This window comes from Streptomyces sp. 6N223 (genome assembly GCF_052246635.1).
Lineage (GTDB): Bacteria > Actinomycetota > Actinomycetes > Streptomycetales > Streptomycetaceae > Streptomyces.
The window spans coordinates 76,443-91,623 of the sequence record NZ_JBQQCA010000019.1 but is presented as its reverse complement, the minus strand read 5'-3'; the positions used below and the strand labels follow the sequence as shown (position 1 = coordinate 91,623).

Here is a 15,181-nt window from a genome sequence, read left to right as displayed (position 1 = left end):
GACGGCCTCCCCTGACGGCCCTCCGAGCCGTGGGCGACCATGGAGCCATGACCTACCACGTGGCCTCCGAGACCGGGCGGCTGAAGCGGGTGATCCTCCACCGGCCCGGCCTGGAGCTGAAGCGGCTCACGCCGTCGAACCGGTCCGAGCTGCTCTTCGACGACGTGCTGTGGGTGCGCCGGGCCCAGCAGGAGCACGACGCCTTCGCCCGCGTGCTGCGCGAGCGCGGCATCGCCGTGCACCTCTTCGGCGAGCTGCTGGCCGAGAGCCTGGACGTGCGCCGCGCGCGCTCCCTCGTCCTGGACCGCGTCTTCGACGAGCGCGAGTACGGCCCCCTCGCCACCGACCAGCTCCGGGCCGACTTCGACGCCCTGCCCACTCCCGAGCTGGCCGAGGCGCTGATCGGCGGGATGACGAAGCGGGAGTACCTGGAGCGGTTCGCCGAGCCGGTGTCGGTGCGCTTCCACGTCATGGCCCCGGACGACTTCCTGCTGGCCCCGCTGCCCAACCACCTCTTCACGCGGGACACCTCCGCCTGGGTCTACGACGGGGTGGCGATCAACGCCATGCGCTGGCCCGCGCGGCAGCGCGAGAGCGTCCACTTCGAGGCGGTGTACGGCCACCACCCGCTGTTCGCCGCCGAGCGGGCGGGGGGGTTCCACGTCTGGTCGGAGGGCGAGGGCGAGCATCCCTCCACCATCGAGGGCGGCGACGTGCTGGTGATCGGCAACGGCGCGGTGCTGGTCGGCATGAGCGAGCGGACCACGCCGCAGGCGGTGGAGCTGCTGGCCCGGCGCCTCTTCGCGGCGGGCTCGGCGCGCACCATCGTGGCGCTCGACATGCCCAAGCGCCGGGCGTTCATGCACCTGGACACGGTGCTGACGATGGTGGACGGGGAGACGTTCACGCAGTACGCCGGGCTGGGGATGCTGCGCTCGTACACCATCGAGCCGGGCGCGGGCGAGAAGGAGCTGAAGGTCACCGACCACCCGCCGGAGCACATGCACCGCGCCATCGCCGCCGCCCTGGGCCTGGACGGGATCCGGGTGCTCACGCCGGTCCAGGACGTGCACGCGGCCGAGCGCGAGCAGTGGGACGACGGCTGCAACGTGCTGGCCGTGGAGCCGGGCGTCGTGGTGACCTACGAGCGGAACGTCACCGCCAACACCCACCTGCGGGAGAACGGCATCGAGGTGCTGGAGATCCCCGGCAGCGAGCTGGGGCGGGGGCGCGGCGGGCCGCGCTGCATGAGCTGCCCGGTGGAGCGCGACGCGGTCGCCTAGGCGCTGTCCGGGCGTCGCGCGTTAGCGTGGCGTGTGTGAGCGCTGAACGGAGCTGGGAGTTCGTCGTGGCGCCGCCACGCAGTGCGCCCGGGGTCGCCACGATGGTGGGCTACCGGGCGCTGGACGTGCCCGAGGCCGTCCACCGGGGGCTGCCGTCGTCGACCCTGACGTTCATCGTGAGCCTGGACGAGGGCGTCGAGGCCGCGGAGACGGCGGATGGCCTGGGGGCCGCGCGCCCGAACCCGCTGGTGCTCGGAGGTCTGCACGTGGTGGCGAGTCACGTGCGCCAGCGGAGCGGCCAGGCGGGGGTGCAGCTGGCCGTGCACCCCCTGGCCGCGCGGGCGCTGTTCGGGATGCCCAGCGCCGAGCTGAGCGTGAGCGACTTCGACGGGGCCGCCGTCCTCGGGCGGCGGGCCGTGGAGCTGCGCGAGCGCGTGTCCGAGGTGCGCGGGGCCCACGGGTGGCGCGAGGCGTTCGCTCTGGTCGCCGGGTATCTGGCGGACGCGCGAGGGCGGCGGGAAGCCACCGGCGTGCGTCCGGAGCTGGCGTACGCCTGGCACCTGCTGGAGGGCAGCCGAGGGCGGCTTCCGGTGGGCTCGGTGGCCGAGCGGGCCGGGGTGAGCGCGCGGCACCTGACGACGCTGTTCCGGCGGGAGGTCGGCCGGTCGCCGAAGACGGTGGCGAGGCTGATGCGGTTCGAGCACGCCACGGCGCGCATCGCGGACTCGGCGCGGCGGGCCGGGCGGGTGGATCTGGCCGCCGTGGCGGCGGCGTGCGGGTACAGCGACCAGGCGCACCTGACCCACGAGTTCGTCGGGTTCGCCGGCCTGCCGCCGCGGGCGTGGCTGGCCGAGGAGTTCCGAAACGTACAAGACGGCGGCCACTCGGGCTGGCCAGAGTGGGCTCATGACTACTACACACACGAACACGAACACGAACGCGACCGCTTCGACCGCTCCGAATCCGACCGTCTGGCTGGCCCTGCATGCGGCTGACGCCCCCGCGCTGATCGACTACCTGGTCGACGTCTTCGGCTTCGTCGTGGCGGCGCGGTACGGCGAGGGCGACACCGTCGACCACGCCGAGCTGCGCTGGCCCGACGGGGCGGGCGGCGTCATGCTCGGCAGCCACCGCCCGGGCAACGCCTGGTCGCGGGAGCCCGGCACGGCGGGCGGCTACGTCGTCACCGCGGACCCGGACGCCCTCTACGAGCGGGTGCTGCGCCACAAGGCCGACGTCGTGCGGCCGCTCGCCGACACCGACTACGGATCCCGGGAGTTCGCCGTCCGCGACCCGGAGGGCAACCTCTGGTCCTTCGGGCCCTACCCCGGCGCGCCTCTGCCAGACCATTTCGTTGCATAGCCATGCTGATTGGCGTATAGGATTCCCGTATCCGGTATTCGACTGCGCGCGACACGGGGAGCCCGCCATGGCCATCGACCTCACCGGCCGCCACCTGCTGCGGGAGCTCGACCTCTCGCCCGAGGAGTTCCGCCACCTGGTGGAGCTGGCCGCCGAGCTGAAGGCGGCCAGGCGCGCGGGGACCGAGGTGCGGCGGCTGAGCGGCAAGCACATCGCGCTGGTCTTCGAGAAGAGCTCGACGCGCACGCGCTGCGCCTTCGAGGTCGCGGCCGCCGACCAGGGCGCGGCGACCACCTACCTGGAGCCGACGGGAACGCACATCGGGTACAAGGAGTCGGCGAAGGACACCGCGCGGGTGCTGGGCCGGATGTTCGACGCCATCCAGTTCCGGGGGCGGGCGCAGGCGACCGTGGCGGAGCTGGCCGCGTACGCCGGGGTCCCGGTCTACAACGGGCTGACCGACGAGTGGCACCCGACGCAGATGCTGGCGGACGTGCTGACGATGGCGGAGCACAGCGGCAGGCCGCCGGCGGAGCTGGGCGAGATCGCCTTCGCCTATCTCGGCGACGCGCGCAACAACATGGGCAACTCCTACCTGGTGACGGGCGCCCTGCTCGGCATGGACGTGCGGATCGTGGCGCCGAAGCGGCTGTGGCCGGCGGACGCGGTGGTGGCCGAGGCACGCGCCCTGGCCGGGCGGACCGGGGCGCGGCTCACCCTCACCGAGGAGGTCGCCGAGGGCGTGGCGGGCGTGGACTTCGTCGCCACGGACGTGTGGGTCTCGCTCGGCGAGCCCAAGGAGGTCTGGGACGAGCGGATCGCGCTGCTCAGGTCGTACGCCGTGACGATGGAGGTGCTGCGGGCGACGGGCCGGCCGGGGGTGAAGTTCCTGCACTGCCTGCCCGCCTTCCACGACCTGGGCACGGAGGTCGGGCGCGAGATCCACGCCCGCCACGGGCTGACGTCGCTGGAGGTCACGGACGAGGTCTTCGAGTCCCCGCACTCGGTCGTCTTCGACGAGGCGGAGAACCGCCTCCACACGATCAAGGCTCTGCTGGTGGCCACGCTGGGCTAGCCCGCCCGCCCTCCCCACGGGGCTCCGCCCCCGGACCCCGGTTTCCCGCGCCCGCCCACCCTGGATGGGAACCGCTGACGACCGGCGCGGGACGGGACCCCCGCGGTTCACGTCGGCGGGATAGGGTCTGCGCGCCACCCGCCCCTCCGGAGGAGACCGTGCGCGAGACCCGTGACGAGCCTCGCATCCCGCTCACCACGATCGCCCGGGAGTGGGGCCGCATCGGCTGCATCGGCTTCGGCGGTCCCCCCACCCACATCGCGCTCCTGCGCGAGCTCTGCGTCGAGCGCGAACGCTGGATCAGCGCCCGCGAGTTCGAGGACGCCATCGCCGCCACCAACCTCCTGCCCGGTCCCGCCTCCACGCAGCTCGCGATCCTCAGCGCCTGGCGGCTGCGCGGCACGCTCGGCGCGATCGTGGGCGGCTTCTGCTTCATCGTCCCGGGCCTGGCGCTGATCCTGCTGCTGGCCGCGCTCTTCCTCGCCGGTGACCCCCCGCGCTGGGTGCAGGGGGCAGCGGCCGGGGCGGGGTCGGCGGTGGCGGCCGTGGCGCTGCACGCGGCGCTGGGACTGGCCCCGGCCAGCCTGCGGCGGGCGCCGGGCCGCGCCGAGCGCGGGCGCTGGGTCGCCTACGCCGTGGCGGGGGCGTTGGCGACGATGCTGATCGGACCCTGGCTGGTGCTGGTGCTGATCGGCACGGGCCTGGTGGAGGTGGGGCTGCGCGCCTGGGCGGTGGGCCGGGGCAACCGGGCGGCGGTCGGCCCCGACGGCGGCGCGGCGACCCCCGCGACCCCCGCGAGCCGCGCGAGCCGCGCGCCGGCCGCGACCGGCGGGAACCGGCGGCTGTGGCTGCTGCTCGCCGCCGTGCCCGTCGGCATCGCCGCCGCCTCGCTGACCGCGCTGACGTGGGTGGCGTTCAAGGTCGGCGCCCTGTCCTACGGCGGCGGCTTCGTCATCATCCCGCTCATGCAGTCCGACGCCGTGGACGGCTACCACTGGATGACGGACGGCGAGTTCCTGAACGCCGTCGCCCTCGGCCAGATCACCCCCGGCCCCGTCGTCCAGACCGTCGCCGTCGTCGGCTACGCGGCGGCCGGGGTCGGCGGCGGACTGGCGGCCGCCGCCGTGGCGTTCGGGCCCTCCTTCCTGCTGGTGGTCCTCGGTGCCCGCCACTTCGAGCGGCTGCGCGCCATCCCGGCGGTGCAGTCGTTCCTCGACGGGGCCGGGCCCGCCGTCATCGGCGCGATCTGCGGCTCGGCGGTGCCGCTGGCGGCGGCGCTGGAGCACGCCTGGCAGTACGCCGTGCTGGGGCTGGCGGCGTTGTGGCTGCTTGCGTTGCGCCGGGGGGTGGTCAGCGCGCTGCTGTCGGCCGGGGCGCTGGGCGTGGTGGCGGCGCTGCTGGACTGGCCGGTCGGCTGAGCGCTCCGCCTCCCTCGTCTCGAAACGCCCCCAGGAACAGCACTCATCTGCGGCGCCGCCGCACACCGGCGCGCTGGCCTTACGAGTTGACGACCTGTGCGAAGGCCACGGCCCTCCGGTCGAGCACGGAAACGCCCGCCTCGCGCAGCCCCTCCTCCACCTGACGGGAGATCACGGACGCGGGCAGCTCCCCGTCGTACGTGGCGTGGGCGCCCCTGACGAGCGTGACGTGGTGCCCCCGGTGCAGCGCGGCCAGGGCCGTGGCGCCGACGCAGAACTCGCTCTGCATCCCTGCCACGACGACGGCCGCGCCCTGCGGTACGAGCGCGCCCAGCTCCGTGCCGGCGAACGCGTCCGGCGCGTGCTTGTCGATCACGTGCTCGCCCGGCAGGACCTCGTGCACCAACTCCCAGCCGGGCGTGCCGGGCACGTCCGGGTCGCCGTCCGTGCCGCAGTTGCGGATATGGACCACGAGAGCGCCCGCCTCGCGGGCGCGCCGCAGCAGGTCCTCGATCGCGAAGGAGACAACACCGGCGGAGGGGACGGGGGTTGGGGGAAGCAGCATGGTGCGTTGCACGTCAACCAGGAGCAGCACGGTGTTCATGAGGCAATATTAGCACAGATGTTCGAACACGCAGGCTCACGAACCCACTCACTCCGGGACACACCTCCCTGGGGCGAGGTGCGCAGCAGGTCCAACGCCGATGTCCGCCCCGGCGCAGAGCTCGCCGACGCCGAGAACGACGCCCCGCTGCTGCGGACGGCGGCGTTCCGCGGTCCGGCCGCCGCCGCGGCCCTCACCGGCGAACGCCGACGACCGTGGCGAGGTCGGGCGCGAGCCGCAGCTCCACCGACCTCAGCGCCGGGTGTTCGAGCCAGTGCAGCCGCGCCCGGTCGGGCTGCCCGTCGTGCTGCGGCGGCCAGACGCCGGGCTCGGCAGGGCTGAAGTCGTCGATGACGACCGTGCCGCCGGGCGCCAGCAGGGCGCCGGGGTCGGCCGGCTCGTCGCCGGGGGCCTTGCCCCCTCCCCCGCCGTCGAGCACCAGCAGGTCGAACGGCCCGTGAGCGGCGATCTCCCGCCAGTCCCCGCACAGCACCGTCACCCGGTCGTCGTCGGCGAACACCTCGGCGGCCAGCCGCGCCCGCGCCGGGTCGCGCTCCACGCTCACCAGCCGCACGCCGGGCCCGGCGCCCCCGGCCAGCCACGCCAGCCCCACGCCGCAGCCCGTCCCCGTCTCGCCGATCACGCCCGCCGCGCCGCCCGCCAACGCCCGCAGCAGCAGCCCCTGTTCGGGGCGGCAGGAGCACGCGAAGCCGCTCGCCCGGGCCGCCGCCACCGCCCTCGCCACCCGCGGCGGCAGGTCGATGCCGGCGTACGCCGCCGTCCCTCCTACGGACACTCGCTCGCCTCCCTCACCAGGATCGCCACCTGCACGCGGTTGCCGCAGCCCAGCTTGCCCAGGATGCGCGAGACGTATGTCTTCACGGTCGAGACGCTCATGAACAGCTCCTCGCCGATCTCGGCGTTCGACTTGCCCTCGCCCACCGCCCGCGCGACCTCGCGCTCGCGGGCGGTGAGGGCCTCCAGCGCCGCCCGCGCGCGCTCGGCGCGCCGCCGCCGCTCGCCGTTCGGATCGCTGTCGCCGCGCACCACGCTCTCGATCAGCCGGGTCGTCACCTGCGGCGAGAGCATCGACTCGCCCTCGGCCACCTCCCGCACGGCCCGCAGGAAGTCCGCGGGCGGCACGTCCTTCACCAGGAAGCCGTTGGCGCCCGCGCGCAGTGCCCGCAGCACGTACTCGTCGGTGTTGAAGGTCGTCAGCACCACGATCGCGGGCCGCTCGGAGTCCTTGCGCAGCGCCTCCGTGGCGGCGAGCCCGTCCAGGCGCGGCATCCGGATGTCCATCAGCACCACGTCCGGCCGCAGCCGCCGCGCCGCCTCGACCGCGACCACGCCGTCCTCGGCCTCCCCCACCACCTCGATGCCCTGGTCGGCGCCGAGGATCAGCCTCAACCCCGCCCGCACCAGCGCGTCGTCGTCGGCGATGAGGACCCTGATCACGTCGGCCATGGCAACCATGCTTCCAAAGAGAAGTCGACGCGGCTGCCCCTCCCGCCGGCGCTGCCGCCGCCGTTCGCGCGCCGCACCCCGTAGTCGATGCGCCCCCCGGCCAGCGACACCCGCTCGGACAGCCCCACCAGCCCTGAGCGCGACCCCGGCATCGCGGGACCCGCCGCAGCGCCCGCCAGCGCGTTGCGCACCCGGACGCGCAGCTCGGCCTTCTCGCCCTCCCCGCACCGGTCGAGCCGTATGCGCACCTCGCTCCCGGGCGCGTGCTTGCGGGCGTTCGTCAGCCCTTCCTGCACGACGCGGTACGCCGTGCGGCTGACGGAGGACGGCAGCGAGTCGGACTCCGGCAGCCGGTCCTCCAGCACGACCGGCACCCCGGCGGCGCGGCACTCGCCGACCAGCTCCGGCAGGGCGGCCACCCCCGGCTGCGGGCGTACGGCGGCGACGTCGCCGTTGTGCCGCAGCACGCCGAGGATCTCGCGCAGGTCCTCCAGCGCCTGGTGGGCGGTGGCCCGCATGGTGCCCGCCACCGACACGACCTCCTTCGTCCCCATGTCGGGACGCAGCTCCAGCGCGCCCGCGTGGAGGCTGAGCAGCGTGATCCGGTGGGCGAGCACGTCGTGCATCTCGCGGGCGATGTGCTCCCGCTCCCGGCGGCGGATGCGCTCGGCGGTCCGCGCCGCCTCGGCCTCGGCCCGTTCGGCGCGCTCGCGCAGCGTGTTCAGCTTCTCGCGGCGGGAGCGCACCCACCAGCCCCACAGCAGGAACGGCAGCAGGATGAGGCCGGTGAAGGCGATGCCAGCCGCGACCTGCCCGGGGGCGTTGGCGCCCTGCGCCTGAAGGTCGGGATCGGGCCGGACGAGGGAGTACGGCACCGAGCTCGTGCAGGAGATCACGAGCAGGGCGAGCGCCACCCGCCGCCGGCAGTGCACCGCGACGGTGAAGAACGCCACCAGCGACGCGCCCGCCGCGAACTCCGTGTAGGAGCCGATGAGGAGGACCAGCAGCCCCACCCGGAGCGGCCGGCGCCGCCGCCACCACAGCGCGAGGTTGGCGAGCGTCGAGAGGGCCACGCCCGAGGCGAGGTAGAGGCCCGAAGCGGGCTGGACGACGTCGCCGTTGCCCGCCACGAACAGCACCGTCACCAGCGACGCCAGCACGACGCAGGTGACGTCGACCGTACGATCGCGCCTGCCCGACCTGCTCGACCTGCTCGACCTGCTCGACCTGCTCATGGCCTTACCAGCGGACGCCAGTACTGCCTGCCCGACTTCCCGTCGCGGACGACGAAGCCGAGCTTCTGCACCTCGTCCTGCAGCTCGGCGATGTCGTCCCCGGCCTTCTTCTTCAGCGCCGCCTCCCGCGCCTTGAGCAGTGCGTTCACCGCCCCCGGCAGGTCCGGCGTATCGGGCACCCAGCGCCGGTACAGCGCCTCGTACGGGTCCGTCTTCACCCACGGATAGCCGTGCGCGGTGAAGGCCCGGGCGATGTCGTCGGCCTTGGCCTCGCTCGTCCCGCGCAGCAGCTGCCGCGACTCCCGGTCGAGAATCACCAGCTTCTTGCCGTCGACGAAGACGGCGTCCACCTCGGCGCGGACGATGGTGCGCTTCTTGTCGTCCTTCTGGATGCGTATCCACTCGTCGGTGACGGTCACCTTCATCGTGGTGAAGATCGCGAAGCCCGCGAAGAGGAGCCCCAGTGCCAGACCGGTGAGGCCGAGGAGAAGGGGAGCCAGGGGCCCGTCCCAGGAGTCGATCTGGCGCAGCGCGCCGTGCTCGGGCACCCAGCGCAGCGAGAGCAGCCACCCGGCGAGTGGCGGCAGGAAGAAGCCGAGGACGGCTCCGAGCAGCGGCGCGCCGATGATCAGCAGGAGCCGGTCGACGAGAGAGAACCCCAGCTCGCTGGAGGGGATCGAGTCGGAATCGTGGTGCGTCATCACCGATGACCGTATGCGATGGGACTGACACTGCCCAGTCGCCGAAGGTCCGTTCCCGGCGGGGCGGGGATCAACTTTGGATGTATGGCGAGGAGCGCCGCAAGCGCTCTTGACATGCCCTCGTCGCCCGCTGACGATGACGAAGCCTGGGAGGTGCTGTTCGTTTCTGTTGCACGCGCGTCGTCTTACGCCCGCCTGGGAGGCACTCATGCCCGCACACGCCACCACCCGCCGCACCTTCCTGACGGGCGCCGCCGCGCTCGCCGCGGCCTCCACCGCCACGATCGCGGCGGCCGGCCGCGCCGGGGCCGCCGCCTGGGAGACCGTGCTCGACGGCTCCTTCTCCAGCTGGTCGACGTTCGAGTCGAACTGGAACTACCTCTATCCCTGGGGCTCGGACCACAACGGCACCGCCCGGATGTACGGCAGCTCCACCGACCACAACCACATCCGCGTCGAGAGCGGCGGCGTGCTGGCCCTGCTGGCCACCCGCATCACCTGGGACGAGGGCAACAGCAGCGCCGACCCCCACCTCCCGATCCGCTACCACTCGGGCGCCGTGCACGCGAAGCACCAGGTACTGGTGAACGCCACCTACCCCAACTACGAGGTCAGGGGCGAGTTCCAGGCCCCGAGCGCGCCCGGCACATGGCCCGCGTTCTGGCTGACGGGCGTCAACAGCTGGCCGCCGGAGAGCGACATCATGGAGTTCAAGGGCGACTCCAGGAACTGGTTCAACACCTTCCGCACCTCGTCGGACGTGGACAGCAAGACCGTGACGGTCTCGGACCCGGGCAGCTGGCACGAGTACCGGGCGTGGATCACGATGATCAACTCGACGGACGTGGAGATCCACTACTACCTGGACGACGTATGGCAGGCGGCCCACGTGGGTGCGGGCTTCGTCGACCAGCCGCTGTGGATCATCTACAACCTCCAGATGGAGGGCTCGTCCGGCAACTCCGGCCCGTCGGGCGAGACCTGGGTCCGGGCGCGGAACGTGTACGTCGGCCGGTCCGTGGCGTAGGCGACCCCCGCCTCGACGCGTCGGCGTGCCGTCACGAGTGAAGGGCCCGGGCCGCTACGCCATCCCGGAACGCAGCCGGTCGCGGAGGCGCCGGGCGACCTGGCCCATGAGGGCCTCCGCGCCCGGCTGGGCGCTCGCCGCCACCCGCGACTCGGTCAGCACGGCCACGGCGTAGCTCTGGCCGTCGGCGTGCTCGACGACGCCGACCTCGTGGCGCAGGTTGAGCAGGCTGCCCGTCTTGGACGACCAGGTGGAGACGTCGGAGGCGAAGTCCGGGGCGAGGCGGTGGCGCAGGATGTTGCCGGCCATGAGGGCGCGCAGGCGCGCGGCGACGTCCGGGGGGATCGCCGAGGGCTGCCGCCAGACGGCCTGGAGGAGGTCGACGAACGCCCGGGCCGTGCCGGCGTTGGCGCGCGAGACGTCGAGCTGCGGCACCCGGTGGCCGCGACCCGCCGTGCCCGCGTCGATGGCGAGGGCGTGGGCGAGGTGCGCCTCCGACGCGTCGAAGCGCTCCGCCGGGGTGTCCATCAGCTCCTCCGTCGTGTGGCGGACCGCGATGCCGCGCACCCCGTGCCGGTGCAGGAACGCCGCGACCTCGGCGGGCGGGGTGAGCCCGAACAGCGCGTCGGCGGCGCCGCTGTCGCTGATGGCCATGCTGAGGTAGAGCAGGTCGTCGACGGCGACGCGGGCGGGGTGACGGAAGCGGCTGATGCCGGTCGGTCCGGGCGTGGTGATCCGCCCGGGCTCCACCTCCAGCGCGTGGGAGCCGTCGAGTTCGCCCCGCCGGATGCGCTCCAGCGTCGCCAGGGCGAGCGGGACCTTCACCAGGGACGAGACGGGGAACTCGATGTCGGGGTCGATGCCCAGCTCGTCGCCGGAGTCCAGGTCGCGGACGAGGAACGAGCCGTGGAGCCCGCCGTCGCGCAGCTGCTGCCGCAGCTCCCTCAGGAACCGCTCCGTGGTCACCTGGCCTCCTCGGCTCCCAGACACCGGGCGATGCCGTCCGCGCAGCGCTCGCGGACGCGGGCGGCGTCGGGGTCGGCGTCGTGGGCGCTCGCCAGGGCGTATCCCCGGGTGAGCCCGGTGGCGAGCTCGCCGACCGGCCGCCACCACAGGCCGAGGTCCCGGGCCTGCGTGGCGGAGCACAGCAGCGCGTCGCCCCGGCTCACCGCGTCGGCCGCGGCCGCCGCCAGGCCGGAGGCGACGGCGAGCTGCGCCGGGCGCAGCCCGAGGGCGTCGCGCAGGCGGGCCAGGCGGTCGCGGATGTGGGGCACGTCGTCCTCCGGTTGGAGCCAGACCCGCCGGGGCCGCTGGTCGCGGTCGGCCCGGCCGGGGCGCAGGGTGTCCAGGTAGATCGGTCCGCCGCCGGGGTCGTCGGCGACGGCCAGGCCCAACGCCACGGTCCAGGCGGCTTCGTCGGGCGGCACCGCCAGCAGCGCCGCCCGCACCCGCTGGGACCGCACCAGCTCGGCGCGCTCCGTCGGTGCGGCCGGGCGCGGGTCGAGGCGTATGCCCTGACCGTGCGCGCCGGCGATGAGCCGGGCGAGGGCCCCGGTGGGGCAGTCGGCCGGAACGGCGAGCCGCAGCGGACGGTGCCGGGCGGCCTCGGCCTCGTGCTCCAACCGGTCGGCCAGCTCCACCAGCTGACGCGCCAGCGGCAGCATGTCCCGGCCGAACGGCGTCAGGCTCGCCGGGCGCGAGGAGCGCTCCAGCAGCCGCTCGCCGAGGTGCCGCTCCAGCGCGGCGACGCGGCGGCTCGCGACGGACTGCGCCATCCGGGCCGCCGCCGCGCCCACCGTGAAACTCCCGCGCTCGCTCACGTTGACGAACGCCCGGCACGCCCCCACCAGATCCACGCCCCCACTATGTCAGAGCGGCATGGACCGACCGCGCCCACGCCAGAGGGCTGTTCAGCGCGTTGAGGAAGTCCGCGGCGACCGGCCCGGCGTCGCTGCCGCCGGAGCCGCAGTCCTCCAGGACCACGGCGAAGGCCAGGTCGCGCTCGCCGAGGAAGCCGGTGATCCAGGGCGTTGGTGGACAACTCCCCAGATCCTCGACGCGAGCGCGCGCTTCCATGCCACATGGGAATGGAGCCGCGCGTTCGCGTCTTGGACGAGCGGGACCGGTGGGCCGGAAGGTGGCCCAGGGCCGCGGAGATTCCGGGGCCTTGAGAAGACTTGGAGGTCCACCCCATGACGCAGAGGTCTCGCATGCGCCGGGGCGCCGGCTGGATGGCGGGAGTGCTCGCGTTCCTCACGCTCCTCACGCTCCCGGCGTGCAGCGCGGACGACGTGTCGTCCGCGTCCGACACCCCCTCCGCATCCCCGACGTCCGCGCGCTCCGCGCCGTCTGCGGAGTCCACCGCCCGCGAGTTCCGGCAGCTGGAGCGCGAGTTCGACGCGCGGCTCGGCGTCTACGCCCTGGACACCGGCACGGGCCGGGAGGTCGCCTTCCAGGCGGACGGCCGGTTCGCGTACGCCTCCACCTTCAAGTCGCTGCTGGCGGGCGCCGTGCTCCGGGAGTACGGGGTCGAGGGGATCGACGAGGTGGTCACGTATGCGCGCGACGACCTGGTGGACTGGTCACCCGTGACGGAGAACTTCACCGAGATCGGGATGAGCCTGCGCGAGCTGTGCGCCGCCACCCTCTGGTACAGCGACAACACGGCGGCCAACCTGCTCCTCGACGCGATCGGCGGGCCCGACGGCCTGGAGGCGGTGCTGGAGGAACTCGGCGACGACGTCAGCGAGGTGGACCGGTACGAGGTGGAGATGAGCGAGGGCAGGCCGGGCGACATCCGCGACACCAGTACGCCGCGCGCCTTCGCCCGGGACCTGCGGGCCTTCCTGCTCGGCGACGCCCTGAAGCCGGACGAGCGCGAGCTGCTGCGGACGTGGATGGTGACGAACACCACCGGCGAGACGCTCATCAGGGCCGGCCTGCCGGACGGCTGGACCGTCGCCGACAAGAGCGGCGACGCAGGATACGGCGGGCGCAACAACATCGCCGTGGTCTGGCCCGACGACGGCGGCGATCCTCTCGTCGTGGCGGTCATGTCCAGCCGCGAGCAGGAGGGCGCCGAGCACGACGACGCGCTGATCGCCGAGGCCGCGGCCGTGGCCGTGGACGGCCTGGGGCGTTAGGCCGACGACCGGGCCGGGCCGCGGTCAACGCCGCCAGGACAGGTCTCGTGACGCCGCCGTCGTGAACGGCGGGCGGGTAGCGCCGCCATCCATCTGGCCGATGATGGACCGTCGACCGTGGCCTAGGCCGGGTCGCGCCCGAAGAGCGCGGCGAACGCCGTGGGGCCGGTGTCCTCGTAGCCGCGCAGCCCCGGCCGGAAGGACCACGGCCCGTGGTCCCCGTCCCGCACGAACTCGCCGATCGTCGCCGCCGTGCATCCCGCCACGGCGGCGAAGTCGCCCGTCAGCAGCTCGGTGTAGCCCTCGGCCAGGCGATACTGTGCGCCCCGCACGTCCGCGAAGGTCGTCGGCTCGCCGCGCTGCTGGATGACGACGCCGAAGACGACGCGCCCGTACTCGGGCGCCAGCCGTCCCAGCTCGAACACCATCACCTCGTCGAAGCCGAACCCCTGGCCGGTGCCGCTCTCCCGGCTGAGGGTGATGGTGCCGTCCGGGGAGCGGCTGTCGAAGTGCACGAGATAGGCGGGCGCACCGTGCAGATCGGAGGCGCGGAACGTGCCCGCGATGATGTCCAGATCCACCGGCGCCTGCCCGAGCGGACTGGGGTCCCACTTGAGCCCGAGTTCGGCCTTCTCGATCCCCTTGCTGGGAACGCTCACCGGGGCTTCCCCTCCCTCACAGCGATCTGCGGTTCTGCCTGCCGGTAGCTATCGTGTCACGCCGCTCTCGCTGAGGGGGAGTCAGGTACTCGACATAAGAACGCGGCCCACGCGGCGGGGGTGGCGCATATGGCCGGGCGGGCGGTGTCCTTGGAGTCCCGGACGTGGACGGCGCCCGGGTGGGCTGCTGTCTCGACGCGGTTGCCGCCCGCCCCCGTGCTGTGGCTGGATTCGCGCCAGGAGACCGCGACCTCCACGCAGTTGCCCCCTGAAGAGCTGCTGTAGCTGCTCTTGAACCATGCCAGTTCCCCGCTCATAGGTCTTCCGTCAGCCGTTCCACGAGTCGCATCGACTCTTCTGGGGCGAGGGCCTGCGCCCGCAGGATGCCATAGCGTGCCTGGAGAACACTGACCTTTCTGGGGTCGCTCACATACCAGGGGTCGTCCTGGCTCTCGATGTAGCCGAACGTCTGCCGGCTCTCCGTCTCCAGCAACACCATCGGACCGTCCGTTCCGACGTGCGTTTCACGGTTGGTAGGCATGACCTGGATCTCGACGTTCCGAAGCCGACCGATCTCCAGGATCCGGTACAGCTGTCCCTTCAGCGCCTGCCGCCCGCCGAACGGGCGCCTGAGAACGACCTCCTCCAGGACGTAGCTCACGATGGGAGCCGGTTTGCGCCCGAACAACGTCTGACGATCGAGTCGAGCGTTGACCCTGCGCTCGATGTCCTCGTCATCGAGCGCAGGGCAGTGCCCCGCGAACACTCCTCGCGCGTAGTCCTCCGTCTGCAACAGTCCCGGCACCACGTGGTTCTCGTACGAGTGAAGGCTGACGCACTTCTTCTCCTCCTCCGCGAACGGCCCGAACCAGTCGGGGAACTCGTCGCTCCCCCGCGACAGCTCCTCCGACGCCGCCTTGAGTGCACCCTGTGCCACCAGAACCTTCTCCGCGCTCTCGATGAACGCGTCGCTCGGCGTTCGCTCCCCCCGCTCGATCTTCGTGATCATCGAGTCCGAGTACCCGACGTCTTTGCCCAGCTCAACGCGGGTGACGCCGCGCAGCTCGCGGAAGTGGCGTACGAGCACGCCGTACATCCGCAGGTTTCCCGATCCGTTGGCACCGGTTGCCATCTCTCACCCCTCACCTACCGGCGTGCACAGCCTGCACCGCGTTCGTCCGACGAGCAGACGCGGAGCGCTGTGCCT

17 protein-coding genes and 1 pseudogene are annotated in these 15,181 nt (G+C 73.2%); 7 read left to right on the top strand and 11 right to left on the bottom strand.

Features of this window, described 5'->3' with window-relative positions:
• The first annotated feature begins 47 nt into the window (after positions 1 to 47).
• The 5 genes from ACTWQH_RS14610 to chrA all read left to right on the top strand — a co-directional run bounded on the left by ACTWQH_RS14610 (position 48) and on the right by chrA (position 5,138).
• The gene (locus ACTWQH_RS14610) at positions 48 to 1,283 is read left to right on the top strand and encodes an arginine deiminase (RefSeq protein WP_443286942.1); all 1,236 of its coding nucleotides are present in this window, start codon (positions 48 to 50) and stop codon (positions 1,281 to 1,283) included.
• A 35-nt stretch (positions 1,284 to 1,318) separates the two neighbouring features.
• Complete coding sequence (locus ACTWQH_RS14605; protein ID WP_443286941.1) at positions 1,319 to 2,278, top strand: helix-turn-helix domain-containing protein; 960 nt, start codon at positions 1,319 to 1,321, stop codon at positions 2,276 to 2,278.
• On the top strand, positions 2,190 to 2,645 hold the full coding sequence (locus ACTWQH_RS14600) for a VOC family protein (protein ID WP_443286940.1): 456 nt from the start codon (positions 2,190 to 2,192) through the stop codon (positions 2,643 to 2,645). Before ACTWQH_RS14605 ends, ACTWQH_RS14600 begins: the two co-directional genes overlap by 89 nt.
• A 67-nt stretch (positions 2,646 to 2,712) precedes the next feature.
• Positions 2,713 to 3,720: an ornithine carbamoyltransferase gene (gene argF, locus ACTWQH_RS14595; RefSeq protein ID WP_443286939.1), complete on the top strand. Its 1,008-nt coding sequence runs from the start codon at positions 2,713 to 2,715 to the stop codon at positions 3,718 to 3,720.
• Positions 3,721 to 3,878: 158 nt separating this feature from the next.
• A complete protein-coding gene (chrA, locus tag ACTWQH_RS14590; RefSeq protein ID WP_443286938.1) occupies positions 3,879 to 5,138 on the top strand; it encodes a chromate efflux transporter in 1,260 nt (419 codons plus the stop codon).
• 79 nt (positions 5,139 to 5,217) lie between these two features.
• On the opposite strand, the gene ACTWQH_RS14585 is transcribed toward chrA, so the two are convergent.
• The 5 genes from ACTWQH_RS14585 to ACTWQH_RS14565 all read right to left on the bottom strand — a co-directional run bounded on the left by ACTWQH_RS14585 (position 5,218) and on the right by ACTWQH_RS14565 (position 9,145).
• A complete protein-coding gene (locus ACTWQH_RS14585; protein WP_443286937.1) occupies positions 5,218 to 5,742 on the bottom strand; it encodes an isochorismatase family protein in 525 nt (174 codons plus the stop codon).
• A gap of 193 nt (positions 5,743 to 5,935) precedes the next feature.
• A complete protein-coding gene (locus ACTWQH_RS14580; RefSeq protein WP_443286936.1) occupies positions 5,936 to 6,538 on the bottom strand; it encodes an O-methyltransferase in 603 nt (200 codons plus the stop codon).
• Complete coding sequence (locus tag ACTWQH_RS14575) at positions 6,529 to 7,209, bottom strand: response regulator transcription factor (RefSeq protein ID WP_443286935.1); 681 nt, start codon at positions 7,207 to 7,209, stop codon at positions 6,529 to 6,531. The genes ACTWQH_RS14580 and ACTWQH_RS14575 overlap by 10 nt, the downstream gene beginning before the upstream one ends.
• On the bottom strand, positions 7,197 to 8,444 hold the full coding sequence (locus ACTWQH_RS14570) for a sensor histidine kinase (protein WP_443286934.1): 1,248 nt from the start codon (positions 8,442 to 8,444) through the stop codon (positions 7,197 to 7,199). Before ACTWQH_RS14570 ends, ACTWQH_RS14575 begins: the two co-directional genes overlap by 13 nt.
• A complete protein-coding gene (locus ACTWQH_RS14565) occupies positions 8,441 to 9,145 on the bottom strand; it encodes a YqeB family protein (protein WP_443286933.1) in 705 nt (234 codons plus the stop codon). Before ACTWQH_RS14565 ends, ACTWQH_RS14570 begins: the two co-directional genes overlap by 4 nt.
• A 208-nt stretch (positions 9,146 to 9,353) precedes the next feature.
• Here ACTWQH_RS14565 and ACTWQH_RS14560 point away from each other — a divergent pair, with 208 nt between their 5' ends.
• Positions 9,354 to 10,172, top strand: coding sequence for a glycoside hydrolase family 16 protein (locus tag ACTWQH_RS14560; RefSeq protein ID WP_443286932.1), 819 nt, complete (start codon positions 9,354 to 9,356; stop codon positions 10,170 to 10,172).
• Between the two features lie 54 nt (positions 10,173 to 10,226).
• On the opposite strand, the gene ACTWQH_RS14555 is transcribed toward ACTWQH_RS14560, so the two are convergent.
• From ACTWQH_RS14555 to ACTWQH_RS14545, 3 genes are read right to left on the bottom strand one after another with little or no spacing between them, the layout of a single operon-like run.
• Entirely contained in the window at positions 10,227 to 11,138 is a 912-nt protein-coding gene (locus ACTWQH_RS14555; protein WP_443286931.1) for a serine hydrolase, read from the bottom strand.
• A complete protein-coding gene (locus ACTWQH_RS14550) occupies positions 11,135 to 12,028 on the bottom strand; it encodes a LysR family transcriptional regulator (protein ID WP_443286930.1) in 894 nt (297 codons plus the stop codon). The genes ACTWQH_RS14555 and ACTWQH_RS14550 overlap by 4 nt, the downstream gene beginning before the upstream one ends.
• A 7-nt stretch (positions 12,029 to 12,035) precedes the next feature.
• On the bottom strand, positions 12,036 to 12,248 hold the full coding sequence (locus ACTWQH_RS14545; protein WP_443286929.1) for a hypothetical protein: 213 nt from the start codon (positions 12,246 to 12,248) through the stop codon (positions 12,036 to 12,038).
• 116 nt (positions 12,249 to 12,364) lie between these two features.
• On the opposite strand from ACTWQH_RS14545, the gene bla reads away from it, so the two are divergent.
• Complete coding sequence (gene bla / locus ACTWQH_RS14540) at positions 12,365 to 13,315, top strand: class A beta-lactamase (RefSeq protein ID WP_443286928.1); 951 nt, start codon at positions 12,365 to 12,367, stop codon at positions 13,313 to 13,315.
• A 122-nt stretch (positions 13,316 to 13,437) separates the two neighbouring features.
• Here the strand turns inward: bla and ACTWQH_RS14535 are convergent.
• The 3 genes and pseudogenes from ACTWQH_RS14535 to ACTWQH_RS14525 form a co-directional block, all read right to left on the bottom strand.
• Positions 13,438 to 14,013 (bottom strand): annotated as a pseudogene (locus tag ACTWQH_RS14535) (TerD family protein); the annotation flags it as partial.
• A gap of 17 nt (positions 14,014 to 14,030) precedes the next feature.
• On the bottom strand, positions 14,031 to 14,291 hold the full coding sequence (locus ACTWQH_RS14530) for a DUF397 domain-containing protein (protein WP_443286927.1): 261 nt from the start codon (positions 14,289 to 14,291) through the stop codon (positions 14,031 to 14,033).
• The gene (locus ACTWQH_RS14525; protein ID WP_443286926.1) at positions 14,288 to 15,106 is read right to left on the bottom strand and encodes a helix-turn-helix domain-containing protein; all 819 of its coding nucleotides are present in this window, start codon (positions 15,104 to 15,106) and stop codon (positions 14,288 to 14,290) included. Before ACTWQH_RS14525 ends, ACTWQH_RS14530 begins: the two co-directional genes overlap by 4 nt.
• Between the last annotated feature and the right edge of the window lie 75 nt (positions 15,107 to 15,181).